This is a genomic window from Heyndrickxia sp. MSNUG (assembly GCF_049532715.1).
Taxonomy (GTDB): Bacteria; Bacillota; Bacilli; order Bacillales; family Cytobacillaceae; genus Mesobacillus.
This window is the reverse complement of sequence record NZ_CP150978.1, coordinates 2,692,341-2,713,356: the sequence shown is the minus strand read 5'-3', so window position 1 is coordinate 2,713,356 and position 21,016 is coordinate 2,692,341. Positions and strand designations below refer to the sequence as shown.

Here is a 21,016-nt window from a genome sequence, read left to right as displayed (position 1 = left end):
AACCTCTCTATATGTAAAAAGTATGATTTGTATATTAATTATATATTTTAAATATGGTTAAAGTCTATGGTACGATATTTTCATTCGTTCCAAAACCAAAAAATTATATCTGCAAAGACTGTTTTCTCACCATGGATTTTGATTTTTAGATATGCATTAGGCGACTTTATGCTGTACTGGTTCAATCTTGCTTAGCAAAGATGTTAAGTCTGATATTGTTCGAAGAATTTTTTAATGTATATAAAGTCTAAGGATTTTGAAAAGAGCCTTTATGGAGAGGAGTTAAAAATGGAGAAGTTTTTTCAACTAAATGCTCATAATACAACGATTGGAAAGGAAATGTCGGCTGGACTTATCTCTTATATTACAGTAGTCTATATCATTATTGTTAACTCAACTATTTTGTCAGCAGCTGGAATTCCTCTTGAAGCAGGTATTATCGCTACCATCCTGACTGTATTTGCTGGCTGTTTTCTCATGGGATTTTGGGGAAACACACCTATTCTTGTAATTCCGGGAATGGGCTTGAATGCCATGTTTACCTATACAATCGTCCAGTCAGGCGGTTTTACTTGGCAAGAGGCTTTAGCAATGGTATTTGTATCAGGTATTCTATTTATGATTTTAGCCTTCACTCCCCTGGCAAAAGCAATCATCGCATCGATTCCTGATTCATTGAAGGAAGCAATAACGGTTGGAATCGGGATTCTTTTGATTCTGATTGGATTTGATAATAGCGGAATCATAACAAGCTCTGATCATACTTTGCTTGCTATAGGCGATTTAAGTACATCTACGGCACTTATCACTTTAATTGGTTTGATTGTAACAGTCGTCCTTTTTATTCGAAATATACCGGGGAATTTGCTGTTGAGCATAGTTTTCACTTCAATTCTATCCATCGTTTTCGGAGATTTTGAGAGTAAAGGAATGACATGGAGTATGCCTTCATTCACAGAATACACCTCTGTATTCGGACAGCTTTCGTTCGCGCAAGCTGGCAATTTCGTTTTTTGGCTGACTGCCTTCTCGCTTTCGATGGTTGTTATTTTTGAGAATATAGGTTTGATTCACGGACATACAAAAATGCTTAATCAACCTGATAAGTATAAGAAATCATTGCAGGCAAATGCGATTTCAGTCGCTACAGCAGGAGTATTTGGAACTAGCCCAACTGTTTCCTCTGTGGAAAGCGCAGCTGGTATAGCTGCCGGAGGCCGTACTGGATTAACAAGTATTGTTACAGGAATCCTTTTCCTTGCTTCAATCGTCTTGATTCCTGTAATCAAGCTTGTACCGGAAAGTGCTGTTTCACCCGTATTGATCCTGATTGGTGTCTTGATGCTTCAAAATATCACTCATATTAAATTAGATGATTTACTTGAGAGCTTCCCTGCCCTGCTAATCATTGTACTGATTCCATTAACGTACAGTATTGCCGATGGCATGGCAATTGGATTCATTTTATATCCGCTGATGAAGCTATTGATGGGAAAAGGACGGGAAATCCAGCCTGCCCTATATATGATTGCCCTATTATTCCTCGGCAACTTTATCCTGCAATATGCGCTTTAAAAGCAAAATTAAAACAGCCTTGATATTAAGGCTGTTTTTAATTTGCTTTTTTTAGTATAAAAGTGCAAGCTTGTTTATTTACATTCGGAATATATTCTGACGCTTCATGAAGAAAATAGGCCTGGGCCGCCTGGGCTTGGCTGATGGTCCCCATGCCATGCATCATTAAGGACCTTTCCAAAAACTGCATAGGTTCATGACCGTTTGCATAGTAAAGACTTTCCCCTTGGCCAGGATAATAGGATTCCATCGGTTTAGTATTAGAGATTATGTGATACTGCGCTTCTCCAAATTGCGAATAACCTGCCAGCACTGCTTCAAAGGTGCGCTCGCATTCCTGAAAAGTAAAACTTCCATTGTTGAAGGAAGACTGAATGGACTCAGCAATTTCTTTAAGAGTAAACCCTTGTTTGACCAAAGTATCAGCTGCGGCAGCTGCCATGTCTGCGTATTCCTTATCACCTGAAAAAGCGATGAAGGCCGTATCAGGAATGATTTCTTTCATACTGATACTATCTCCCATCCGATGATGATTTCCGATGTCCGTAACTATTGAAATAAAATCTTCCCTAGCAACTATAGATATTAGACCCATATAGCTCACTCCCTCGGTTCAGTCTATCCTTTTATCTTTAACATAACCTTTTTCTAAATAATATCAATAGGAGAAGATGTCGATTAATAGGAAGTTTGCGTGGATTTTGTAGTTCGAAAGAAAAAAAGAGATTTTTTTCAATACTTTTGCTACTAAACTTGAATGAAAGTGCACTAGAGCGTTAACAGAGTTCTATTTAGCTTAAGTAAATTGATAAAATAGCAATCGATTCCCGCTGAGTTAAGAATATTACTTGTAGAATTGGTTTTATCACTAGTAGGTTGTGATTTATCACCAGTTTGGATCATTTTCTTCCTGGTTGAGGGAATTAAATTACTTGTTAAAGGACCACCTTTTAACTCTGGCAAAAGATTTGGGAGCGTTTAGGCCATAATTTTTAGTGCATAAAAAAACCCCCTAATCCGAAAATTAGGGGGTTCTTGATCTTATGCTTTTAACTTGTCACGAAGGACCATTTGCAGGATGCCTCCGTGGCGGTAGTAATCAATTTCAACTTCTGAATCGAAACGTACTAGAGCTTCGAAAGTTTTCTTGTTACCGTCTTCGTCAGTAGCTGTAACTGTGATGATGTCACGCGGACGAACAGTTTCGTCGATTTGAACATCAAATGATTCTTTACCTGAAAGACCAAGAGTTTCAGCGTTTTCTCCATCCTTGAACTGAAGTGGTAATACACCCATCAATACAAGGTTAGAACGGTGGATACGCTCAAAGCTTTCAGCAATGACAGTTTTGATGCCTAATAGGTTAGTACCTTTAGCAGCCCAGTCACGGGATGATCCCATACCGTAATCTTTGCCAGCGATAACCATTAGACCTGTTCCATTGTCTTTGTACTGCATGCAAGCATCAAAGATGGACATAACTTCTCCTGTTGGCCAGTAAGTTGTGAAGCCGCCTTCTGTGCCAGGAGCGATTTGGTTTTTGATACGGATGTTTGCGAATGTTCCGCGCATCATAACTTCATGGTTGCCACGACGTGATCCATAAGAGTTAAAGTCGCGTGGTTCTACACCCTTTTCACGCAAGTATTTTCCAGCTGGTGTATCTTTTCCGATCGCACCTGCAGGAGAAATGTGGTCAGTTGTTACAGAATCACCGAACTTACCCACTACACGCAAGCTGTTTAGTGGAGCAACTTCTCCAGCTACTGGAGTTAAGCCTTCAAAGAATGGAGGGTTGGCGATATAAGTTGAATCTTCATCGAAAGTATAAAGTGCATCGCTGTTTGTCTGGATTTCATTCCACTTTTCGTTATCACTGAATACAGTCTCATATTCTCTGCGGAACAATTCAGGTGTTACAACGCGGTGAACCACTTCGTTCACTTCTGCAGTTGATGGCCAGATGTCCTTAAAGAATACATCGTTGCCGTCTTTGTCTTTTCCGATTGGGTCGTTTTGAAGATCGATATCCACTGTACCAGCAAGAGCATAAGCTACTACTAATGGCGGTGAAGCCAGATAGTTTGCTTTTACAAGCGGGTGGATACGTCCTTCAAAGTTACGGTTACCGGATAGGACAGACGTTACAAGCAAGTCGCTTTCTGCAACTGTCTTTTCGATTTCAGGCTTCAATGGTCCAGAGTTACCGATACATGTTGTACATCCGTAACCTACAAGGTTGAATCCTAGAGTTTCAAGGTAAGGAAGTAATTCAGAATCACGCAGGTATCCTGTTACTACCTTTGAACCAGGTGCTAAAGAAGTTTTTACGAACTTAGGAACTTCCATTCCAAGTTCAACTGCTTTTTTAGCAACAAGGCCAGCTCCAACAAGTACGTATGGATTAGATGTATTTGTACAGCTTGTAATCGCAGCGATAGCGATTGCACCTGTTTTCATTTTTGTAGAATCGCCATTGTTGAATTCTACCACAGCTTCTTTATTGATTTCTTTCTTGCTCAGGCCAAAACCTTGGTTTCCAGCTGGAGCAGTCAACGCATCCTGGAAGGATTTCTGCATTTGGGAAAGCGGAATTAAATCCTGAGGACGCTTTGGTCCAGAAAGGTTCGCTTCAATTTCAGAAAGATTGATTTCAACAACGTCAGTATAGACTGGCTCAAGTGATGGATCAAAGAAAAGTCCGTTTTCTTTGCAGTATGCTTCAACCACTTTAATGTGGTCTTCAGAACGTCCTGTTAAACGCATGTAATCAAGGGCTTCTCCATCAACTGGGAAGAATCCGCAAGTCGCGCCGTATTCTGGTGCCATGTTTGCAACAGTAGCACGGTCAGCAAGCGGAAGTGACATTACCCCAGGACCGAAGAACTCGACAAATTTACCGACAACGCCTTGGCTGCGAAGTACCTGTGTCACTTTTAGTGCAAGGTCTGTTGCAGTAGAGCCGTTCGGCATATCGCCTACTAATTTCACCCCAACTACTTCAGGAACTGGGAAGTATGATGGCTGTCCCAGCATTCCAGCTTCAGCCTCAATACCGCCTACGCCCCATCCAAGTACGCCGATACCATTGATCATCGTTGTATGCGAGTCAGTACCAACCAATGAATCCGGGAATGTTTCGAATTCTCCATCTGCATTTTCTACAGCGTGGACAACGCTTGCAAGATACTCAAGGTTTACCTGGTGCACGATACCTGTTGCAGGCGGTACAGCACGGTAGTTGTCGAATGATTTTTGTGCCCAGCTTAAGAACTGGTAACGTTCAGCATTTCGTTCAAATTCAAGATCCATATTCACATTCAGTGCATCAGGAGTTCCGTATTTATCAACCTGAACGGAGTGGTCAATAACAAGGTCAACCGGCTTCTCAGGATTGATTTTATCTGGATCTCCACCCATGTCTGCCATTGCTTTTCTTAATGAAGCAAGGTCAACGACTGCAGGTACACCAGTGAAGTCTTGAAGAATGACACGTGATGGCTTGAATGGCACATCTACTTCCTTTACTTCGCTAGTTCCCCATTTTGCAAGATTTTCAACATGCTCTTTTGTGATTACAAAGCCATCAAGCTGGCGAAGCACGGATTCAAGCAAAACTTTTACGGAGTAAGGCAATTTAGATACATTGCCGATTCCAGCTTTTTCAAGTGCTGCCAAGCTGTAGTAATGATAGCGTTTCCCGTCAATTTCAAATGAACTGCGGGCGTTAAAAACATCATGGTTTGACATATGTTTACCCCCTTCTTCTACGAAAACAATCATAAACTAAATATAGGTAATTGTCGAAAAGTTTGAATCTTGTTCGTCATCCTAACTTTTCTTACAATTCAATATTAATATAACCCTCTATATAAGTAAATAACAAGAAAGTTATTGTGATTGATAAGTTTTCCTTATGCTAAATAATGTTAGTACAGTTAAAACATACAAAAGGCTCTGAAAGTTTTAAGAATTTTCGTTTTCTTATAACAATTGTTCTTGTCGAAGTTATATTACAAAAATAAATACACGGGATTTTGAAAGCCTGGATGGGGAAAAATGTGATTAACGGAGGTGAGATAAATGGCGAAAAGAAAGGCAAATCATGTCATTCCAGGTGCTAATGCTGCAAAAGCGCAGGGACAGGGTGCTGGCTTTAATCAAGAAATGGCAAATGAACCTCTAACTGAAATGGAAAAACAAAATAACAAAAAACGTAAAAAGAACCAGTAAAACAAAAAGCGGAAGGCTTCCCTTCCGCTTTCATTATGGCATTTACCTTTATTTTGCGATCTGATTATTATGATTCCATATTGACTTCGTTAACAATACTTCTTAAGTCCTGCTGAAATCTTTCAAGCTGTGCACGCTGATGCTCTGAGGCATTTTCTAAAGCATTCTCGATTTGCTGGAATGCTTCATTAACTTCGGTTTTCAAATGCTTAAGCTGATGTCCATAGCTGGCGCTGTCACGAACAATTTCAGCAAACAATTCTTGTGCATCTTCAAACCCCTGCTGTGCTGCCTGGAACGATTGTTGTTTGTCTTTATGATAAGGCATGTGATTTCCTCCTGATGTAGTTAAATCTATACCGTTAAATTGCACAGTTATAAATAAATTATTCAGTATAATTTCGCCGGAAAATCTAAAGCTAAATTCAGGAGGGATGAGCTAATGAATAAGAATGACTCTAAAGACATGCGCAAAAACGCACCTAAAGGTGACCAGGACAGCCAGCCTGCACCATTAAGCGGATCTAAAAAGTTAAGAACCGCAATCATACCCGCCAAAAACATAATTCCGGGCATGATTTTTAAAACAAATGGGCTGCCGAAGCGACTGGCAGCCCCTATTTTTTATTTGATTTTTTTTAACCGCTCTAGTATAAGGGTTTCTTCATCGGCTGTGACAGTTCTAAGGTCTATATGAATTTCTTCTTTTTGGATCCGTACGATAATCCCAGGACTAGCTTCAGTCCTCAGCCATTTGGCAATATGTTCCGAGCTGAGCTTATTATGGGTCAGGGCAGCAATAAAAGTTGGCAGCTTTACTTCTGGCATTGTTCCCCCGCCAACCTGGCTTGTACTTTTTAGTAGCTCTGCTTTCAATTCTCCGCCAAAATCGTTGATTTTTTTAACAAACGCGTCTGTCCTATCCTTGATTTCTTCTAAGGGAACAATCAGATCCCGTATGGTTGGGATATTGTTTCGTCCTTTCGTTCCCCTTAAATAATCCATTAGTGTGCCTTCAAGAGCAGCAAGAGTCATTTTATCGACACGCACCACTCTTGCCAGCTGGTGCTGTTTCAATTGATCAATAAAAGCTTTCTTGCCCGCGATAATGCCGGCCTGTGGACCTCCAAGCAGCTTGTCGCCACTAAACGATACGATGTCTGCACCCATTTTCAATACTTCACCAACAACAGGCTCTTCGCCAATTCCTTCGTTCCTGAAATCATAAAGAACGCCACTGCCCAGATCTTCATAGAAAATAACCCTGTCATGACGGCTGGCAAGCTGAGCCAGTTCCTCTGTTTCAACGGACTTAGTGAAGCCAATTACTTTGAAATTACTTGTATGTACTTTAAGGATCATTGCTGTATCATCATTGATTGCTTTTTCATAATCATGCAGATGTGTTTTATTGGTTGTCCCTATTTCAACTAGCTTGGCGCCGCTTTCTTCCATTATGGAAGAGATTCTGAATGAACCGCCTATTTCAACCAATTGCCCGCGAGAAACGATTACTTCCTGATTTCTAGCCAGGGCACTCAGGATAATAAAAACGGCTGCAGCATTATTATTTACTACCATTGCTGCTTCTGCTCCTGTAACCTCTTTAACAAGAGCTTCTACATGGCTATGTCGAGACCCCCGTTCGCCCTCATGCAATTTATATTCAAGATTTGAATAGTTCCTGGCTGTCTCTACAACATGGTTGATAGCAGTCTCGCTCAACCTGGCCCTTCCTAGGTTCGTATGTAAGATAGTGCCCGTTGCATTAATAACTCGTTTTAATGTAAAGTCTAATTTCTGTGTAAGAGTTTCATATACAATATCAAAAAATTCTTCAACAAATACATTTGTTCCTGGTTCGCGGCCACTCCACTTGCCATTTAACAAATCTTCTCTATTCTTTGACAGTACGTCCTTAATGACTTCCGTTAAATGGGCTGGATCAGCGTCATGCTGATCAACGATCTCAGTAAATCGTTGATGCCTTTGCAGTTCATGTACTGCAGGCAGCAGCCTTAATAAGTGTTTCATACTGGTAACCCCCATAGCAATCATACATTGTTCATTATATCATTATTTACATGGTTAAAGATTTTCCAATCCAGTGAACTCTAGCTTTTTGCCTGCACTTTAGTGCACCACCGCGCCGGGGGTCAGACCCCCGGCGGTTTAATGTGGTAAAGGGTTGAAAAAAGCCTGGCATATTGCCAGGCGTTAGTTTAGGGCTTCCATTTGTTTTATGATTTCATCTGAATCGGGAAAGACCCCTGTATCCAGCTTGGAATACAATAACTGACCGTTGATGGTCACTTCAAAAGCGCCCTTTGAGGCTGGAATAAGTTCCATTTTTTCGATCTGGCTTCGGAAATGGGTAAATAGCTCCTCCGCGAAACTCGCGGCTTTAGGTGCGTAATTTCAAAGCATGCAAAATTTGACGGTAACATGAAATTTTTCCACAGTAACTCCCCCTGTTAGCTTCTATATAAGTATTTACTGCCATTTTAGTGTAAAGTCTATTCTGATGCAAATAATAGTGGCTTAAGGGTGATTTTCAAAATAAGAAAGAGTATACTTTTTTCTGAGGTGATAAAGTTGAGTGAACATGAAAAGATCCGTCTGACTTCCTTGTCGACAAAAGCTGGCTGAGGATGCAAAATCAGTCCAGAGGACTTGACGCAAGTTTTGCGTCTTTTACCAAAACAGGAGCCAGTTCCTGAACTGCTCGTCGGTCATGAAACATCCGATGATGCGGGTGTATATAAATTGACTGACAGCATTGCTCTAATCCAAACGATCGATTATTTTACCCCGATTGTGGACGATCCTTATATGTTTGGGCAGATTGCCGCTGCCAATGCACTCAGTGACGTTTATGCAATGGGAGGAGAACCAAAAACAGTCCTGAATATAGTAGGTTATCCAGTGAAAAAACTTGGTCCTGATCTTCTTGCTGAAATTCTTCGCGGAGCAAGCGATAAAGTAAAAGAAGCTGGTGCTGTAACAGTTGGCGGCCACTCGATAGATGACCAGGAGCCGAAGTTCGGATTATCTGTTACAGGTCTTGCCCATCCGGATAAAATCTGGAAAAATGTCGGAGCTAAGCCTGGAGATATATTAGTCCTTTCTAAGCCGATCGGAGTTGGCATCCTGACAACTGGCATTAAACGCAGTGCTGTAACAGCTGAACAAAAGCAGGAAGTGACAGAAACAATGGCACTTCTTAATAAATCTGCAGCTGAAGCATTGCAAAGCTTCAACCCTCATGCAGTTACTGATGTTACAGGCTTTGGCCTTCTCGGTCATGGCAGTGAGATTGCACGTGGCAGCGATGTAAGCTTCGAAATTACTTTGTCACAGGTTCCTGTTTTGACAGGTACATACGAACTTGCTGCAAAAGGAATAGTTCCTGGAGGGTCGAAATCAAATCACGCATGGCTTAAGGATGATGTAGTCTATGATGAAATTTCATCAGAAGAACAACTCGTCCTTTGTGACGCCATCACTTCGGGAGGCCTGCTTGTTTCAATGCCTGAAGAGGAAGCAGAGCAATATGTGGGCGCTTTGAAGGAACAGGGTTTAAACCATGCTGCTATCATCGGCAAAGTTATTGAAAAGAAAGACAAATTAATCTATGTAAAAAGGTGAAATCATTTGATTTCACCTTTTTTCGTTAATTATTATAGTTTCTGGCGCAATTTATCCAGCATATCTGCTGTCATTCGGGATAAATCGTACTTCGCTTTAAAATCCCACTCTGCTGCAGCAGCCGAAGCGTCAATTGAGTTCGGCCAGCTGTCAGCAATCGCCTGGCGAACTGGGTCGACATTATAGGTAAGTTCAAATGCTGGTATATGCTTTTTAATTTCCGCAGCAAGTTCTTCAGGGTCAAAACTCATTGCTGTAACGTTGAATGCATTGCGGTGAATCAGTTTTGAAGAGTCGGCTTCCATCAAATCCACAATCGCATTAAGTGCATCAGGCATGTACATCATGTCCATATACGTTCCCTTATCGATATAGGAAGTATATGTTCCGTTTTTGATCGCCTCGTAGTAAATTTCGACAGCATAATCAGTTGTTCCGCCCCCTGGAGGTGCTACGTAAGAGATCAAGCCAGGGAATCTTACTCCCCTTGTATCCACACCAAAACGCTGGAAGTAATAATCTGCAAGCAATTCACCAGCGACCTTATTCACTCCATACATAGTCGTTGGACGCTGGATCGTATCCTGAGGCGTATTGTCCTTAGGAGTGCTAGGTCCGAATGCACCGATCGAGCTCGGGGTGAAGAACTGGCAATTTAGCTCCCTTGCTGTTTCTAGTGCGTTCATGAGTCCTCCCATATTAAGATTCCAGGCAAATTGGGGCTTCGCTTCAGCTGTGGCCGATAATAGTGCAGCCATGTGCATGATTGTATCGACTTGATATTTATTAGCGATTTCGCCCATTGATTTGGCGTCCATGACGTCAAGGATTTCAAATGGACCATTGACTGCAGCTTCGGAATCTGTCTTCCTGATGTCAGTGGCGATTACATTGTCTTGGCCATATATGTCGCGCAGCTTGCCAGTCAATTCAGAACCAATCTGGCCAAGTGCACCGGTAATTATTATTTTCTTCATTCTATGTATTCCTCCTGATTGTTGCTGTAAAAAGGACTGCCGGCAATTTAAATAACCGGCCGCCCTGTTTGCTATTAAATAATTCCAAGTTCCTTGCCGACCTTTTCATAAGTAGAGATAGCTTGGTCTAGCATCTCTTTCGTATGAGCAGCAGAAGGCATATTTCTTACCCTGCCAGTCCCACGTGGCACAGTTGGGAATACGATTGATTTCGCGTACACACCTTCATCGTTTAGGCGTTTGCTGAATTCTTGGGTTTTGACTTCATCCCCAATAATGCATGGAGTAATCGGTGTTTCAGAATACCCAATATCGAATCCAAGTTTTTTCAGGCCATCCTTCAGGTAGTTCGCATTTTCCCATAGACGTTCATTTAATTCTGTGCTCTCCATTAAAATTTCAACTGCTTTTATGCTGGCAGCTACATCCGCCGGCGTCAGTGAGGTTGAAAATAAGAACGGACGACTTCTTACCTTAAGCCAGTCAATCAGGTTTTGCTTTCCTGCAACATAGCCGCCGACTACGCCAATTGCCTTGGATAATGTACCAATCTGGAAATCAACTTTATCAGAAAGGCCAAAATGTTTCACCGTACCTGCGCCTTCACCGAGGACTCCTGAACCATGTGCATCGTCCACATATGTAATCAAATCAAATTCCTCAGCAATCTGAACGATTTCTGGCAATTTTGCGATGTCTCCATCCATGGAGAAAACCCCATCTGTAATGACCATGACTTTATTGTATAGTCCTGATTCAGTTGCTTCCTTTGCCTTCGCGCGCAAGTCATCCATGTCTGAATGATTGAAACGAATTATTTTTGCTCTGGATAGGCGGCAGCCATCTATAATTGATGCATGGTTCAGCTCATCTGATAAAATCGCATCATTTTTATCCATTACCGCAGAGATAGCCGCCATATTGCACATGAATCCAGACTGGTAAGCAATGGCTGCTTCTGTTTTCTTGAATTTAGCCAGCTTTTCTTCTAGCTCGATGTGAATCTTAAGTGTGCCGTTAATTGTCCTTACAGCACCTGCTCCAACCCCATATTTACTGATCGCTTCTGTAGCTGCTTTTTTTAGTCTTTCATCTGTAGCCAGTCCCAGATAATTATTTGAAGAGAGGTTAATCAATTCTCTTCCATTGATTGTAATGACTGGTCCATTTGGGCTTTCAAGAGGGTCGATCACATTGTATAAACCCTTCCCTTTTAAATCCTCTAAGTTTTCATTTAAAAATTGTTCAAGACCTTTGCTAGACATCGTAAATCCCCTTTCTGCCGTCAAATTAGGCATGTCATTATATTGGATACAACTGTCTTTATGGGGAGGACAATAACTCTCATCCTGTTCCCGTGATACCTCTAGTGTTCACAAGATATACTTTAACACATTTACATAGATTGTACATCTATGAAGGACAGAAAACGCTTCCATTTTTTAAAAGTTTTTTTAATCATTCAATTTAGTTTCCCCTCTTTGCGCAGGATATCGCAAAAACCTTCATTAATTTTAATATTTCAGGTTTATTCGAACCGATTAGGGTATAGAAAAAGGAGCCAGTCTGCAGCCAAGCAGTTTGGCGGGGGAAGTGGGAATATCTCGGATTCGATATACATACTGATCACTCCCTCCTTCTTTCATAGAGAATAGATACCGAAAATGGGAGGCTAATAATATGAATTACCCTTTACATGTAACTTCCGAAATCGGAAGGTTAAAAACTGTAGTTCTTCACAGGCCAGGTAAAGAAGTCGAAAATTTGACGCCGAAGTACCTTGAAAGGCTCCTTTTCGATGATATCCCTTATTTACCTGCAGTCCAGAGAGAGCATGACTATTTTGCCGAAGTGCTAAAGAACCGTGGAGTAGAAGTACTTTATTTGGAAAAACTTATGGCTGAAGCGTTAAGTACAGATGATTTGCGTCATGAGTTTATTGACCAGCTGTTGAATGAGAGCAAAAGAAATTTAAACGGCTCAAGGAAGACAGTTGAAGAATATCTTCATTCATTTTCTACAGAGGAAATGATCCGAAAAGTGATGTCTGGAGTGTTAAAATCTGAAATTCAAAATGAAAAAAAAGTTCATTTACATGAGCTTCTGGAAGATTATTATCCTTTCTTTCTTGATCCTATGCCAAACCTTTATTTCACTCGTGACCCTGCTGCGGTGATTGGCGACGGTATTTCCCTGAATAAAATGTGTGAAGGAGCAAGAAAAAGAGAATCATTATTTATGGATTTTATTATAAATCACCATCCTCGCTTTTCTGTCCATGACATTCCACATTGGTATGATCGTGAAGAGTATTACCCGATTGAAGGCGGGGATGAACTGGTACTCAGTCCTGAAGTCATCGCAATAGGTGTAAGCGCCAGAACATCTGCACAGGCCATCGAGAAGCTGGCAAAACGAATATTCTCCAGGAATGGGACAATCAGGAAGGTTGTTGCTATTGAGATTCCAAAATTAAGAGCGTATATGCATCTCGATACCGTCTTTACAATGGTTGACCAGGAAAAATTCACAATTCATCATGGGATTGAAGGACCGAATGGTAAAATGAAAATATATATTCTAGAAAAAAGCAAGGACCCAGAGAGATTGGAAATAAAAGAGCGCTCAAATTTAACTGAGACGTTGAAAGAAATCCTGAATTTGCAGGAGCTTGTTTTGATTCCTTGCGGAGGCGGCCACGAAATAGCTGCGGCGCGTGAGCAATGGAACGATGGCTCAAATACTCTTGCAATCGCTCCAGGTGTTGTTGTTACCTATGATCGAAATTATGTTTCGAATGATTTATTAAGAGAAAATGGCATTGAAGTAATTGAAATTCCAAGCTCCGAGTTATCAAGGGGTCGTGGAGGCCCTCGCTGCATGAGCATGCCAATCTATCGAGAAGACCTATAGACCTAAGAAAAGCGCATGCGCCTTGGTCAGCCCCGACAAGCGCTGGCCGACTAATCCCGCCACGTCCTGTGGCAACGTCGGCACTAGAACATCGTGTCCGTCGAAGGGCCGTCCGGTGAAGTCGTTCTTTGACTTCATTGGGCGGACCGAAACCGAAATGTGTAGCCGACTGCCCAGAAACGCAGAAACTATAGACTCCGACAAAGAAGCGCTTTTTGCTTCTGAAGGCGGAGTTGAAGTTTCGGAGTTTCTAGGAGGCGAAACTAGACAAGCGACTCGAGGGGCTAGGCGTTGGAGCTGGACATTTCTCGAAGGACATTTTATACTTTCTTATCTATTTAGAAAAGCAGTCCCAAAAGGACTGCTTTTAAAATATTGTTTAATTTGCAGCTAGGTAACTTTGCAATTCTTTAATCAATTGATTCGCCCCTTCACGACTCAAAATTACCTTTCCATTAGCGAGCAACAGATTATCACTGCTGATTGTTCCTGTTATAAGGCATGTTAAATCTGGCTGATATCTCTTTAGGACGATCATATCCTCATCAACAAAAATCTCCAGTGGATCATTCTCTCCAATACTCAGTTTTTTCCTTAATTCCATTGGAATAACGATCCTGCCTAGCTGGTCGGTTTTCCTGACAATTCCTGTTGCTTTCATCATTGCATCCTCTCCTATTCAATAATATATGGAATGTGGATGTCTTGTCTGTAAATCAAATCTGACCCAATCCAATTATATCAAACGGAGGCATAAATTTACATTTTGAATGTTCGAATATTTTCTCTTATATGTCTATTTTGCGAGTCTCATCCATGCTTTTTCTAGCTCCAGGTTTGTAAACAATGATATACCGGTTTAACAAGAACACGGTCAATAAAATCAGCAGTGAAAGAAAAGTCGACAGCCAAATGGTTAAATTGCTCGAAGTTGAAGTTTCCTTGAATAACAATATTCCTCCGCCTATTTGTTGAGACACGCCGAAGAATAGCCCATAAAGGACATTCAATCCGAAATGGATACCGGTATCGACCCAAATAGAATTTGCTTTGATAAAGCTATAGGTCAAACTTAAGCCCAATGCAAATGAAAAAATAGTGTTTTGAACACTAAATCCAGCATTCCAGATATCATCGAATGTGTAAATGATCAAGGAAATTGTGAATATCACTGGGAGAGGAATCTTACCCTTCAATTGATTTATTAAATACCCCCTCACGATCATGTCGTTGATTAACGAGCCTAAACCGAATCCTATGAGAATGACAAAAATGTTGGCTGTTGCGTTTAATAAAGGAGCAAACCCAATAAATTCATATTTTCCAAGCAGAAAATATAAGCTGAACAAAACTGCCCAGAAACTAAAGCCGATGAAAAAGCCTAAAAATAGATTTCGTAACCATCCCTTGTAAAAAACAACTCCGTACAAGGCCATCCCTTCCCTATTTAGTTTACGTGCAACTATGTAGGCTAAAGGAAAAAACAGAAGCAAGTGGAAAAAACGTAAAATATCATTTTTGGGCAGTAAAGTTGGAATCAGATTAAAATACAAATTTAAGATGATGAAACCGATTAATGTAAGAAATAGTGCAGGAATTTTTTTCATTATAAGCCCCCATTCTTTTAATAGACGTTTTTTCCAAATAAAGGTTTCAAAAATCTTCTAGGAGTAAAAGGAAAAAGCAATCCAAAAAAGGATTGCTTTATAAATTAATAAGCTTTTGCCCAAAGGACCATTTTCTCAGCTTCCTTGCCGCAGCATACACATTTTTCGCTTACTTGTTCCTGTTCAAAGGGAATGCAGCGAGATGTTGCTGTCGTTTCTTCTTTTATTTTATCCTCGCATGCTCGATCACCGCACCACATGGCTTTAATGAAACCTGTCTCTTTTTCAAGGACTGTTTTAAATTCATCAAGATTAAGAGCGGCGTTTGTTTTATCCTCACGATGATTCTTAGCTTTTTCGTACAGGCTTCGCTGGATATCCTCCAGTAATTCAGGAAGTTTTGTTTCTAAATCCTCGAGCGATACGAAAAATTTCTCTCCTGTATCCCGTCTTGCCAATACTGCCTGGCCTTTTTCAATATCCTTAGGGCCTACCTCAAGCCTTACTGGAATCCCCTTCATTTCGTATTCGTTGAATTTCCACCCTGGCTTTTTATCACTTGCATCGATGCCTACACGCGCAACATTTGAAAGTTTTGATTTTAGTTCGTAGGCAAAATCGAGTACGCCTTCTTTATGCTGTGCAATTGGCACGATCATGACTTGCGTTGGGGCAGCGTTTGGAGGAATGACTAATCCCCGGTCGTCTCCATGTACCATGATCATTGCCCCGATGACCCTTGTTGTAAAACCCCATGATGTTTGCTGAACATACTGAAGCTGTCCTTCCTTATCGGTATACTGTATCCCGAACGCCTTGGCAAACCCGTCACCTAGATGGTGCGATGTGCCTGTCTGTAATGCCTTTCCATCATGCATCAGGCTTTCAATTGTATAAGTAAGCTTAGCGCCTGCGAATTTCTCTTTTTCGGTTTTTTGCCCCTGTACAACTGGGATCGCCAGGATGTTTTCACATACATCAGCGTAAACCTTCAGCATCTTTACAGTTTCATCAAGAGCTTCTTCATCTGTCGCATGGCAGGTGTGTCCTTCCTGCCATAAAAATTCAAGTGTTCTCAGGAAAGGTCTTGTTGTCTTTTCCCAGCGCACGACATTTGCCCATTGGTTATATAGTTTTGGAAGGTCTCGATAAGAATGGATGATGTTTTTGTAATGCTCACAGAAAAGCACCTCGGAAGTAGGCCTGACAACCAGTCGCTCTGCAAGCTCTTCTGATCCGCCATGAGTCACCCATGCAACCTCTGGTGCGAATCCTTCGATATGATCCTTTTCTTTTTGCAATAAACTCTCAGGAATGAAAAGTGGCATGTAGACATTTTCGTGTCCTGTTTCTTTAATGCGGGAGTCCAGTTCATTTTTGATGTTATCCCATAGTGAATATCCATATGGACGGATGATCATGGAACCTCTTACGCTTGAGTAGTCAATTAAGTCTGCCTTCGTCACAACATCCGTATACCACTGAGCAAAATCTTCATCCATTGATGTAATTTCTTTAACAAATTCTTTAGCCATGTCTGCACCCCGTCTTTTATATACATTAATTTTGTTAAAAACTTTGTAAATAACGCTGCTCTATCTCAAAGAAACACAAAAAGGCCTTGATCCCAAAGGGGCCAAGGCCTGGCGGTACCACCCTAATCATAAAGCACTGCTTTATCTCGAAATGATAACGGAATAATCCGCCGTGATCTTCAATAATCCGATCCGGAACTCAGAGGCAGGTTCAAATGGCGGCCAATAGGAGCTTTTCAGCATTCAGCTCCCTCTCTGGAAAAGGCTTCATTCCATTTTACTGATCCTCGTCAACGTTACTATTTTTTGATGATTATATATAGAAAATAAATGGATGTCAATTTTTATTTGAAAAGTCATATTTTTTGCTTAAGTAAATCTTTTCAGCAATGTAGCTTGCACCCAATCCTATTATGAAAGGCAATAATGATCTGGACTCTGAAGTGAAACCTTCAGCTGTCTGATTATGCTGGTGATGAAAGATCAGGAGTGTGATCTGAAAGGTATAGCCAATTAAATATAGTAGACCTGTGACGGATACAAAGGTGCCAAAAACGATGGTAAATCTATTTAACTTCATGAAATCATCCAATCTTTAATATGTAATTATCTTCCTATTATATTAATTGAACTTTTCGAAGATTTCAAACACAAAAGAGACTAAATCCTTTGGGATTTAGTCTCTTATGCTTATTTATGATGAAATGGGCATTTACCTTCCATCGGCTTGCTGTCATCGCCAATAAAATACATCTTCCATTCTCTGTGTTCGGGATCGCCGTAGTGACTTACGTTCGGGTGCTTCGGCAGGTTGTCCCATTTTTCCACTCGCTCCCTAACCTTTTCACGGGACATGATTCCCCCTTTTGAAGTCCCTTCAAGACCATCGAATATTCGACGCGGCTGAAAACCTATTACAAGACTATTGCCAAGGTCACGGGTTTTACGCTGTTTATAAGCAGGAGCGTTGCCAAATGCAAAGAAAGGTTCTCCTGCGAATGAAAATGCCCAGAGATGATGGTCTGGGTCCGTAGGATAATCAGCAGGCCAAGGCTTTGTATCTTTTTCATGCAAAAATTGAAGGACATTCCAGAAATACTCGCGGTAATATTCAATCGTTTTTTCTTCTGCTTCTGGTTCGACGAATACAAAAAGTCCATGCCGAATCAAGGACTTATTTTCATCAAAAAGAGCGATAAACTCCTCAATGGCACCAGGCAATTCATTCCAGTTATCCTTGCTGATATATGAATAGCGAAGTTCCCCTTTTTTCTCTGCTGACATACCGAAATAGCATGGGAACTCTCTATTTGTAACGACCTCATGAAAATTCTTATATTCCCTGATTACCCATTCAGGCACAAGTTCAGGATTGACCATATCTTCTTTGGTAAATAAATAGCTGTTTTTGACTTTCATGAAAAACACCTCAAATCAGTTAGTTAGTAATTAAATACCCCTTTCAGCGTTTTACTAAACGGAAGAGGTAAGATTAAGGAACGGAAGACAAATGGTTTAGGAGGTGTTATTTTCCTTCTTGTACAACTGTAATAGTATACAGCCTGTAACTATAATGGGTTTTAAATAAAGATCGATGAAGTTTCCGCCACATGTACACAAGGTGTTTCCAGATTCTCCTCTTTATAAAAAGCTAGTCTAAAGACAGAGATTTTAGTATGATTAAGGAATGTGATTGTTAAATTAATGCCATTAAAAATAGATTGAAACGAGGACTTTATCATGAGTTTATTGAATGTAGAAAATTTAAGTCACACTTTTGGGGATCGTACCCTTTTTAAAGATGTCTCTTTCCGCCTTTTAGCTGAAGATCATGTTGGTTTGGTCGGTGCAAATGGTGTCGGTAAATCAACATTGATGAATATTATAACCGGCCAATTAATCCATGATTCTGGAAAGGTTGAATGGACACCAGGGGTGGAATACGGATACTTGGACCAGCATACTGTATTAACGTCGGGAAAGTCGATCCGAGATGTATTGCGGGATGCTTTCCTTCCTTTATTTAAAAAAGAAGAAGAATTGAATGAAGTGACTGGCAAAATGGCTGACGCTTCCCCTGAGGAACTAGAAGTGTTGCTCGAACAAATGGCTGAAATCCAGGACGCATTGGATGCAGGCGGATTCTACTCCCTCGATATTGAAGTGGAGGAAGCAGCACGAGGACTTGGTTTAGACGCAATCGGAATTGACCGTGATGTATCTGCATTAAGTGGCGGCCAACGTACGAAAGTTCTGCTTGCCAAGCTATTGCTGGAAAAACCAAAGGTTCTTTTGCTGGATGAGCCAACAAACTATCTTGATGTGGAACACATCAATTGGCTTACAAGATATTTAAAAGAATACCCATATGCTTTCATTTTGATTTCGCATGATACTGAATTCATGAACCAGGTTTCCAATGTTATTTTTCAGCTTGAATTTTCAAAGCTGACACGCTATACGGCAACGTATGAAAAATTCCTTGAACTTGCTGAAATCAATAAGAATCAACATATAAATGCTTACGAGAAGCAACAGGAATTCATTAAGAAACAAGAAGATTTCATCGCGAAAAATAAAGCGCGTTATTCCACTACCGGCCGTGCGAAGAGCCGTCAGAAGCAGCTTGAGCGGCTGGAGCGAATTGACCGTCCAGAAACAGCCCTTAAGCCTACTTTCGACTTTAAAGAATCACGGGCAAGCAGCCGTTATGTTTTTGAAGGCAAGGACTTTGAAATCGGCTATACACACCCTCTTATGCCAAAATTGTCAGTAACAATTGAACGCGGCGAAAAAATTGCGATTGTCGGCATGAATGGTGTTGGTAAATCAACATTATTAAAAACAATGCTTGGAAAAATACCTGCACTAAGCGGGAAAATAGAGCGTGGAGATTTCCTGTTCCCTTCATACTTTGAGCAGGAAGTAAAAGCGGCAAACATCACCCCTATCGATGATCTGTGGAGTGAGTTCCCTAGCCTGGATCAGCACCAGGTACGCGCCGCACTTGCACGCAGCGGTCTGAAAAATGAACATATTTCACGTCCGCTTAATCAGCTTAGCGGTGGAGAACAAGCTAAGGTCCGTTTGACAAAGCTCCTTATGCATGAAAGCAACTGGCTGCTGTTTGACGAGCCTACAAACCACCTTGATATTACGGCAAAAGCAGAATTAAAGCGTGCATTACAAGCCTATAAAGGTACGATTGTCCTTGTAAGCCACGAACCTGATTTCTATGAAGATTGGGTAACGAAGGTTTGGAATGTAGAGGAATGGGCTGGGAAATCCGAATTATAGATATTATTTAAGCCTGCTGGTTTTGCCAGCAGGTTTTATTATTACCTGCAGGATTGGATAATTGATTGATTAAATTTGCGCTCGTTAATTAAAAATATGGGAATTCGTTTACCTGCCGGGATCTTATGTTCCTCTTTTCGCAAATCAAAATGGGTTTCGATCTCATAAAAGCATCTATAAGCCTATTTTTCAAAACGGATTACATTAATGGTTACATAGTTATTTATTTGTTTGACGGATGGATTATTAACTCCCTAAGCAGAATTTTTTATAAAAAGTATTGAGTTATTTCATCGTTATTGATAAATTTTATAGAGCCTATAAAATTTGTTTATGGAAAGGTGATTTTCTAATGAAAAAAATAATAATGTTAATTAGTTTAATGGTCATTTTCGCCTTGACTGGTTGTTCAGGTAATGATGCCGAAAATACTCAAACCAAGAAAGAATCTGAAACCATTAAAATTGGTGCGATTCCGGATCAGAATGCCGCTGACCTGAACAGGAGCATGGAGGACTTTGCGAAAGATTTAAGTAAAAAAACGGGATTGAACGTGGAATACGTTCCTTCTGTCGATTATTCCGCACTTGTGACTGCTTTTGAACGGGGTGAAATCCAGCTGGCATGGTTTGGCGGACTTACAGGTGTGCAGGCTAGAAGTCTTGTCCCCGAAGCGGAAGCATTTGCCCAAAGACCGATTGATGAAAAATTCAAATCAGTATTTATTGCCCAAAACGACCTCGATATTGATAGTCTCGAGGACTTAAAGGGAAAATCCTTTACATTTGGCAGCGAGAGTTCTACTTCAGGCCACTTGATGCCTCGTTATTTCATGATGGAATCGGGAATTAAACCTGATAAGGATCTTGATGGTGCTCCAAATTACTCTGGATCTCATGATAAAACTTACAAGCTTGTTGAATCAGGAGCATTCCAGACTGGCGCTTTGAACATTTCAGTTTGGGAAGCTGCAGTAAAAGAAGGCAAGGTCGATGAATCAAAGGTAAAGGTATTCTATACAACACCTGAATATTTGGATTATAACTGGACTATCAATAAAGTTGATAAGGAAACGAAAAAGAAAATAAAAGATGCCATTCTTTCAATGAAGGCTGAAGATAATGAAATTATGGAGCTTTTGCAGACTGATAAATTCATAGAGACGAACAATGAAAACTATAAAGCGATTGAAAAGGTCGCGAAGGAACTAAAGATCATCAAGTAGGTGGAA

The 21,016-nt window shown here is 40.7% G+C and carries 17 protein-coding genes, 2 pseudogenes and 1 other annotated feature; of the genes and pseudogenes, 7 read left to right on the top strand and 12 right to left on the bottom strand.

Translation table 11 applies throughout. The features are described 5' to 3' along the window. Positions 1-288 precede the first annotated feature (288 nt). Positions 289-1,575: an NCS2 family permease gene (locus AABM38_RS13595; RefSeq protein WP_423406919.1), complete on the top strand. Its 1,287-nt coding sequence runs from the start codon at positions 289-291 to the stop codon at positions 1,573-1,575. Between the two features lie 37 nt (positions 1,576-1,612). Here the strand turns inward: AABM38_RS13595 and AABM38_RS13590 are convergent, their stop codons facing one another. Both AABM38_RS13590 and acnA read right to left on the bottom strand, forming a co-directional pair. Further along, positions 1,613-2,080 (bottom strand): hypothetical protein, encoded by a 468-nt coding sequence (locus tag AABM38_RS13590; RefSeq protein WP_423406918.1) that lies wholly within the window; start codon positions 2,078-2,080, stop codon positions 1,613-1,615. A 536-nt stretch (positions 2,081-2,616) separates the two neighbouring features. After that, positions 2,617-5,325, bottom strand: a complete 2,709-nt coding sequence (gene acnA, locus AABM38_RS13585) for an aconitate hydratase AcnA (protein ID WP_423406917.1) — start codon at positions 5,323-5,325, stop codon at positions 2,617-2,619. 333 nt (positions 5,326-5,658) lie between these two features. Between acnA and sspO the strand changes: the two genes are divergently transcribed. Beyond that, the gene (sspO, locus tag AABM38_RS13580; RefSeq protein WP_335376126.1) at positions 5,659-5,808 is read left to right on the top strand and encodes a small acid-soluble spore protein O; all 150 of its coding nucleotides are present in this window, start codon (positions 5,659-5,661) and stop codon (positions 5,806-5,808) included. A gap of 67 nt (positions 5,809-5,875) precedes the next feature. On the opposite strand, the gene AABM38_RS13575 is transcribed toward sspO, so the two are convergent. After that, entirely contained in the window at positions 5,876-6,136 is a 261-nt protein-coding gene (locus AABM38_RS13575) for a DUF2524 family protein (RefSeq protein ID WP_423406916.1), read from the bottom strand. A gap of 114 nt (positions 6,137-6,250) precedes the next feature. Between AABM38_RS13575 and AABM38_RS13570 the strand changes: the two are divergent. Next, a pseudogene (locus AABM38_RS13570) lies at positions 6,251-6,393 on the top strand (small acid-soluble spore protein P). A 39-nt stretch (positions 6,394-6,432) separates the two neighbouring features. Here the strand turns inward: AABM38_RS13570 and selA are convergent. Then, a complete protein-coding gene (selA, locus tag AABM38_RS13565; protein ID WP_423406915.1) occupies positions 6,433-7,842 on the bottom strand; it encodes an L-seryl-tRNA(Sec) selenium transferase in 1,410 nt (469 codons plus the stop codon). Between the two features lie 183 nt (positions 7,843-8,025). Beyond that, positions 8,026-8,214, bottom strand: a pseudogene (locus AABM38_RS13560) (Rdx family protein); the annotation flags it as partial. A gap of 189 nt (positions 8,215-8,403) precedes the next feature. Between AABM38_RS13560 and selD the strand changes: the two are divergent. Further along, on the top strand, positions 8,404-9,456 hold the full coding sequence (gene selD, locus AABM38_RS13555) for a selenide, water dikinase SelD (protein WP_423406914.1): 1,053 nt from the start codon (positions 8,404-8,406) through the stop codon (positions 9,454-9,456). Positions 9,457-9,488: 32 nt separating this feature from the next. Here selD and AABM38_RS13550 read toward each other — a convergent pair whose 3' ends face one another. Then, positions 9,489-10,433, bottom strand: coding sequence for an L-threonine 3-dehydrogenase (locus AABM38_RS13550; protein ID WP_423406913.1), 945 nt, complete (start codon positions 10,431-10,433; stop codon positions 9,489-9,491). A gap of 74 nt (positions 10,434-10,507) precedes the next feature. Beyond that, positions 10,508-11,698 carry a glycine C-acetyltransferase gene (locus tag AABM38_RS13545; protein WP_423406912.1) on the bottom strand — a complete coding sequence of 397 codons (1,191 nt, stop codon included), beginning with the start codon at positions 11,696-11,698 and terminating at the stop codon, positions 10,508-10,510. Positions 11,699-12,113: 415 nt separating this feature from the next. Here AABM38_RS13545 and arcA point away from each other — a divergent pair, with 415 nt between their 5' ends. Then, positions 12,114-13,346 carry an arginine deiminase gene (gene arcA / locus AABM38_RS13540; protein ID WP_423406911.1) on the top strand — a complete coding sequence of 411 codons (1,233 nt, stop codon included), beginning with the start codon at positions 12,114-12,116 and terminating at the stop codon, positions 13,344-13,346. A 379-nt stretch (positions 13,347-13,725) separates the two neighbouring features. On the opposite strand, the gene AABM38_RS13535 is transcribed toward arcA, so the two are convergent. The 5 genes from AABM38_RS13535 to AABM38_RS13515 form a co-directional block, all read right to left on the bottom strand. Then, positions 13,726-14,007 carry an AbrB/MazE/SpoVT family DNA-binding domain-containing protein gene (locus AABM38_RS13535; RefSeq protein ID WP_423410734.1) on the bottom strand — a complete coding sequence of 94 codons (282 nt, stop codon included), beginning with the start codon at positions 14,005-14,007 and terminating at the stop codon, positions 13,726-13,728. A gap of 127 nt (positions 14,008-14,134) precedes the next feature. After that, on the bottom strand, positions 14,135-14,953 hold the full coding sequence (locus AABM38_RS13530) for a CPBP family intramembrane glutamic endopeptidase (RefSeq protein WP_423406910.1): 819 nt from the start codon (positions 14,951-14,953) through the stop codon (positions 14,135-14,137). A gap of 104 nt (positions 14,954-15,057) precedes the next feature. Continuing rightward, positions 15,058-16,488 carry a proline--tRNA ligase gene (proS, locus tag AABM38_RS13525; protein ID WP_423406909.1) on the bottom strand — a complete coding sequence of 477 codons (1,431 nt, stop codon included), beginning with the start codon at positions 16,486-16,488 and terminating at the stop codon, positions 15,058-15,060. 93 nt (positions 16,489-16,581) lie between these two features. Further along, positions 16,582-16,791: a binding site (T-box leader), on the bottom strand. 34 nt (positions 16,792-16,825) lie between these two features. Continuing rightward, positions 16,826-17,068 (bottom strand): hypothetical protein, encoded by a 243-nt coding sequence (locus tag AABM38_RS13520; protein WP_423406908.1) that lies wholly within the window; start codon positions 17,066-17,068, stop codon positions 16,826-16,828. Positions 17,069-17,178: 110 nt separating this feature from the next. Beyond that, entirely contained in the window at positions 17,179-17,907 is a 729-nt protein-coding gene (locus AABM38_RS13515; RefSeq protein WP_423406907.1) for a YqcI/YcgG family protein, read from the bottom strand. 321 nt (positions 17,908-18,228) lie between these two features. On the opposite strand from AABM38_RS13515, the gene AABM38_RS13510 reads away from it, so the two are divergent. Next, positions 18,229-19,785, top strand: coding sequence for an ABC-F family ATP-binding cassette domain-containing protein (locus AABM38_RS13510; protein ID WP_423406906.1), 1,557 nt, complete (start codon positions 18,229-18,231; stop codon positions 19,783-19,785). 352 nt (positions 19,786-20,137) lie between these two features. Next, entirely contained in the window at positions 20,138-21,010 is an 873-nt protein-coding gene (locus tag AABM38_RS13505) for a putative selenate ABC transporter substrate-binding protein (protein WP_423406905.1), read from the top strand. The last annotated feature ends 6 nt before the right edge of the window (positions 21,011-21,016 follow it).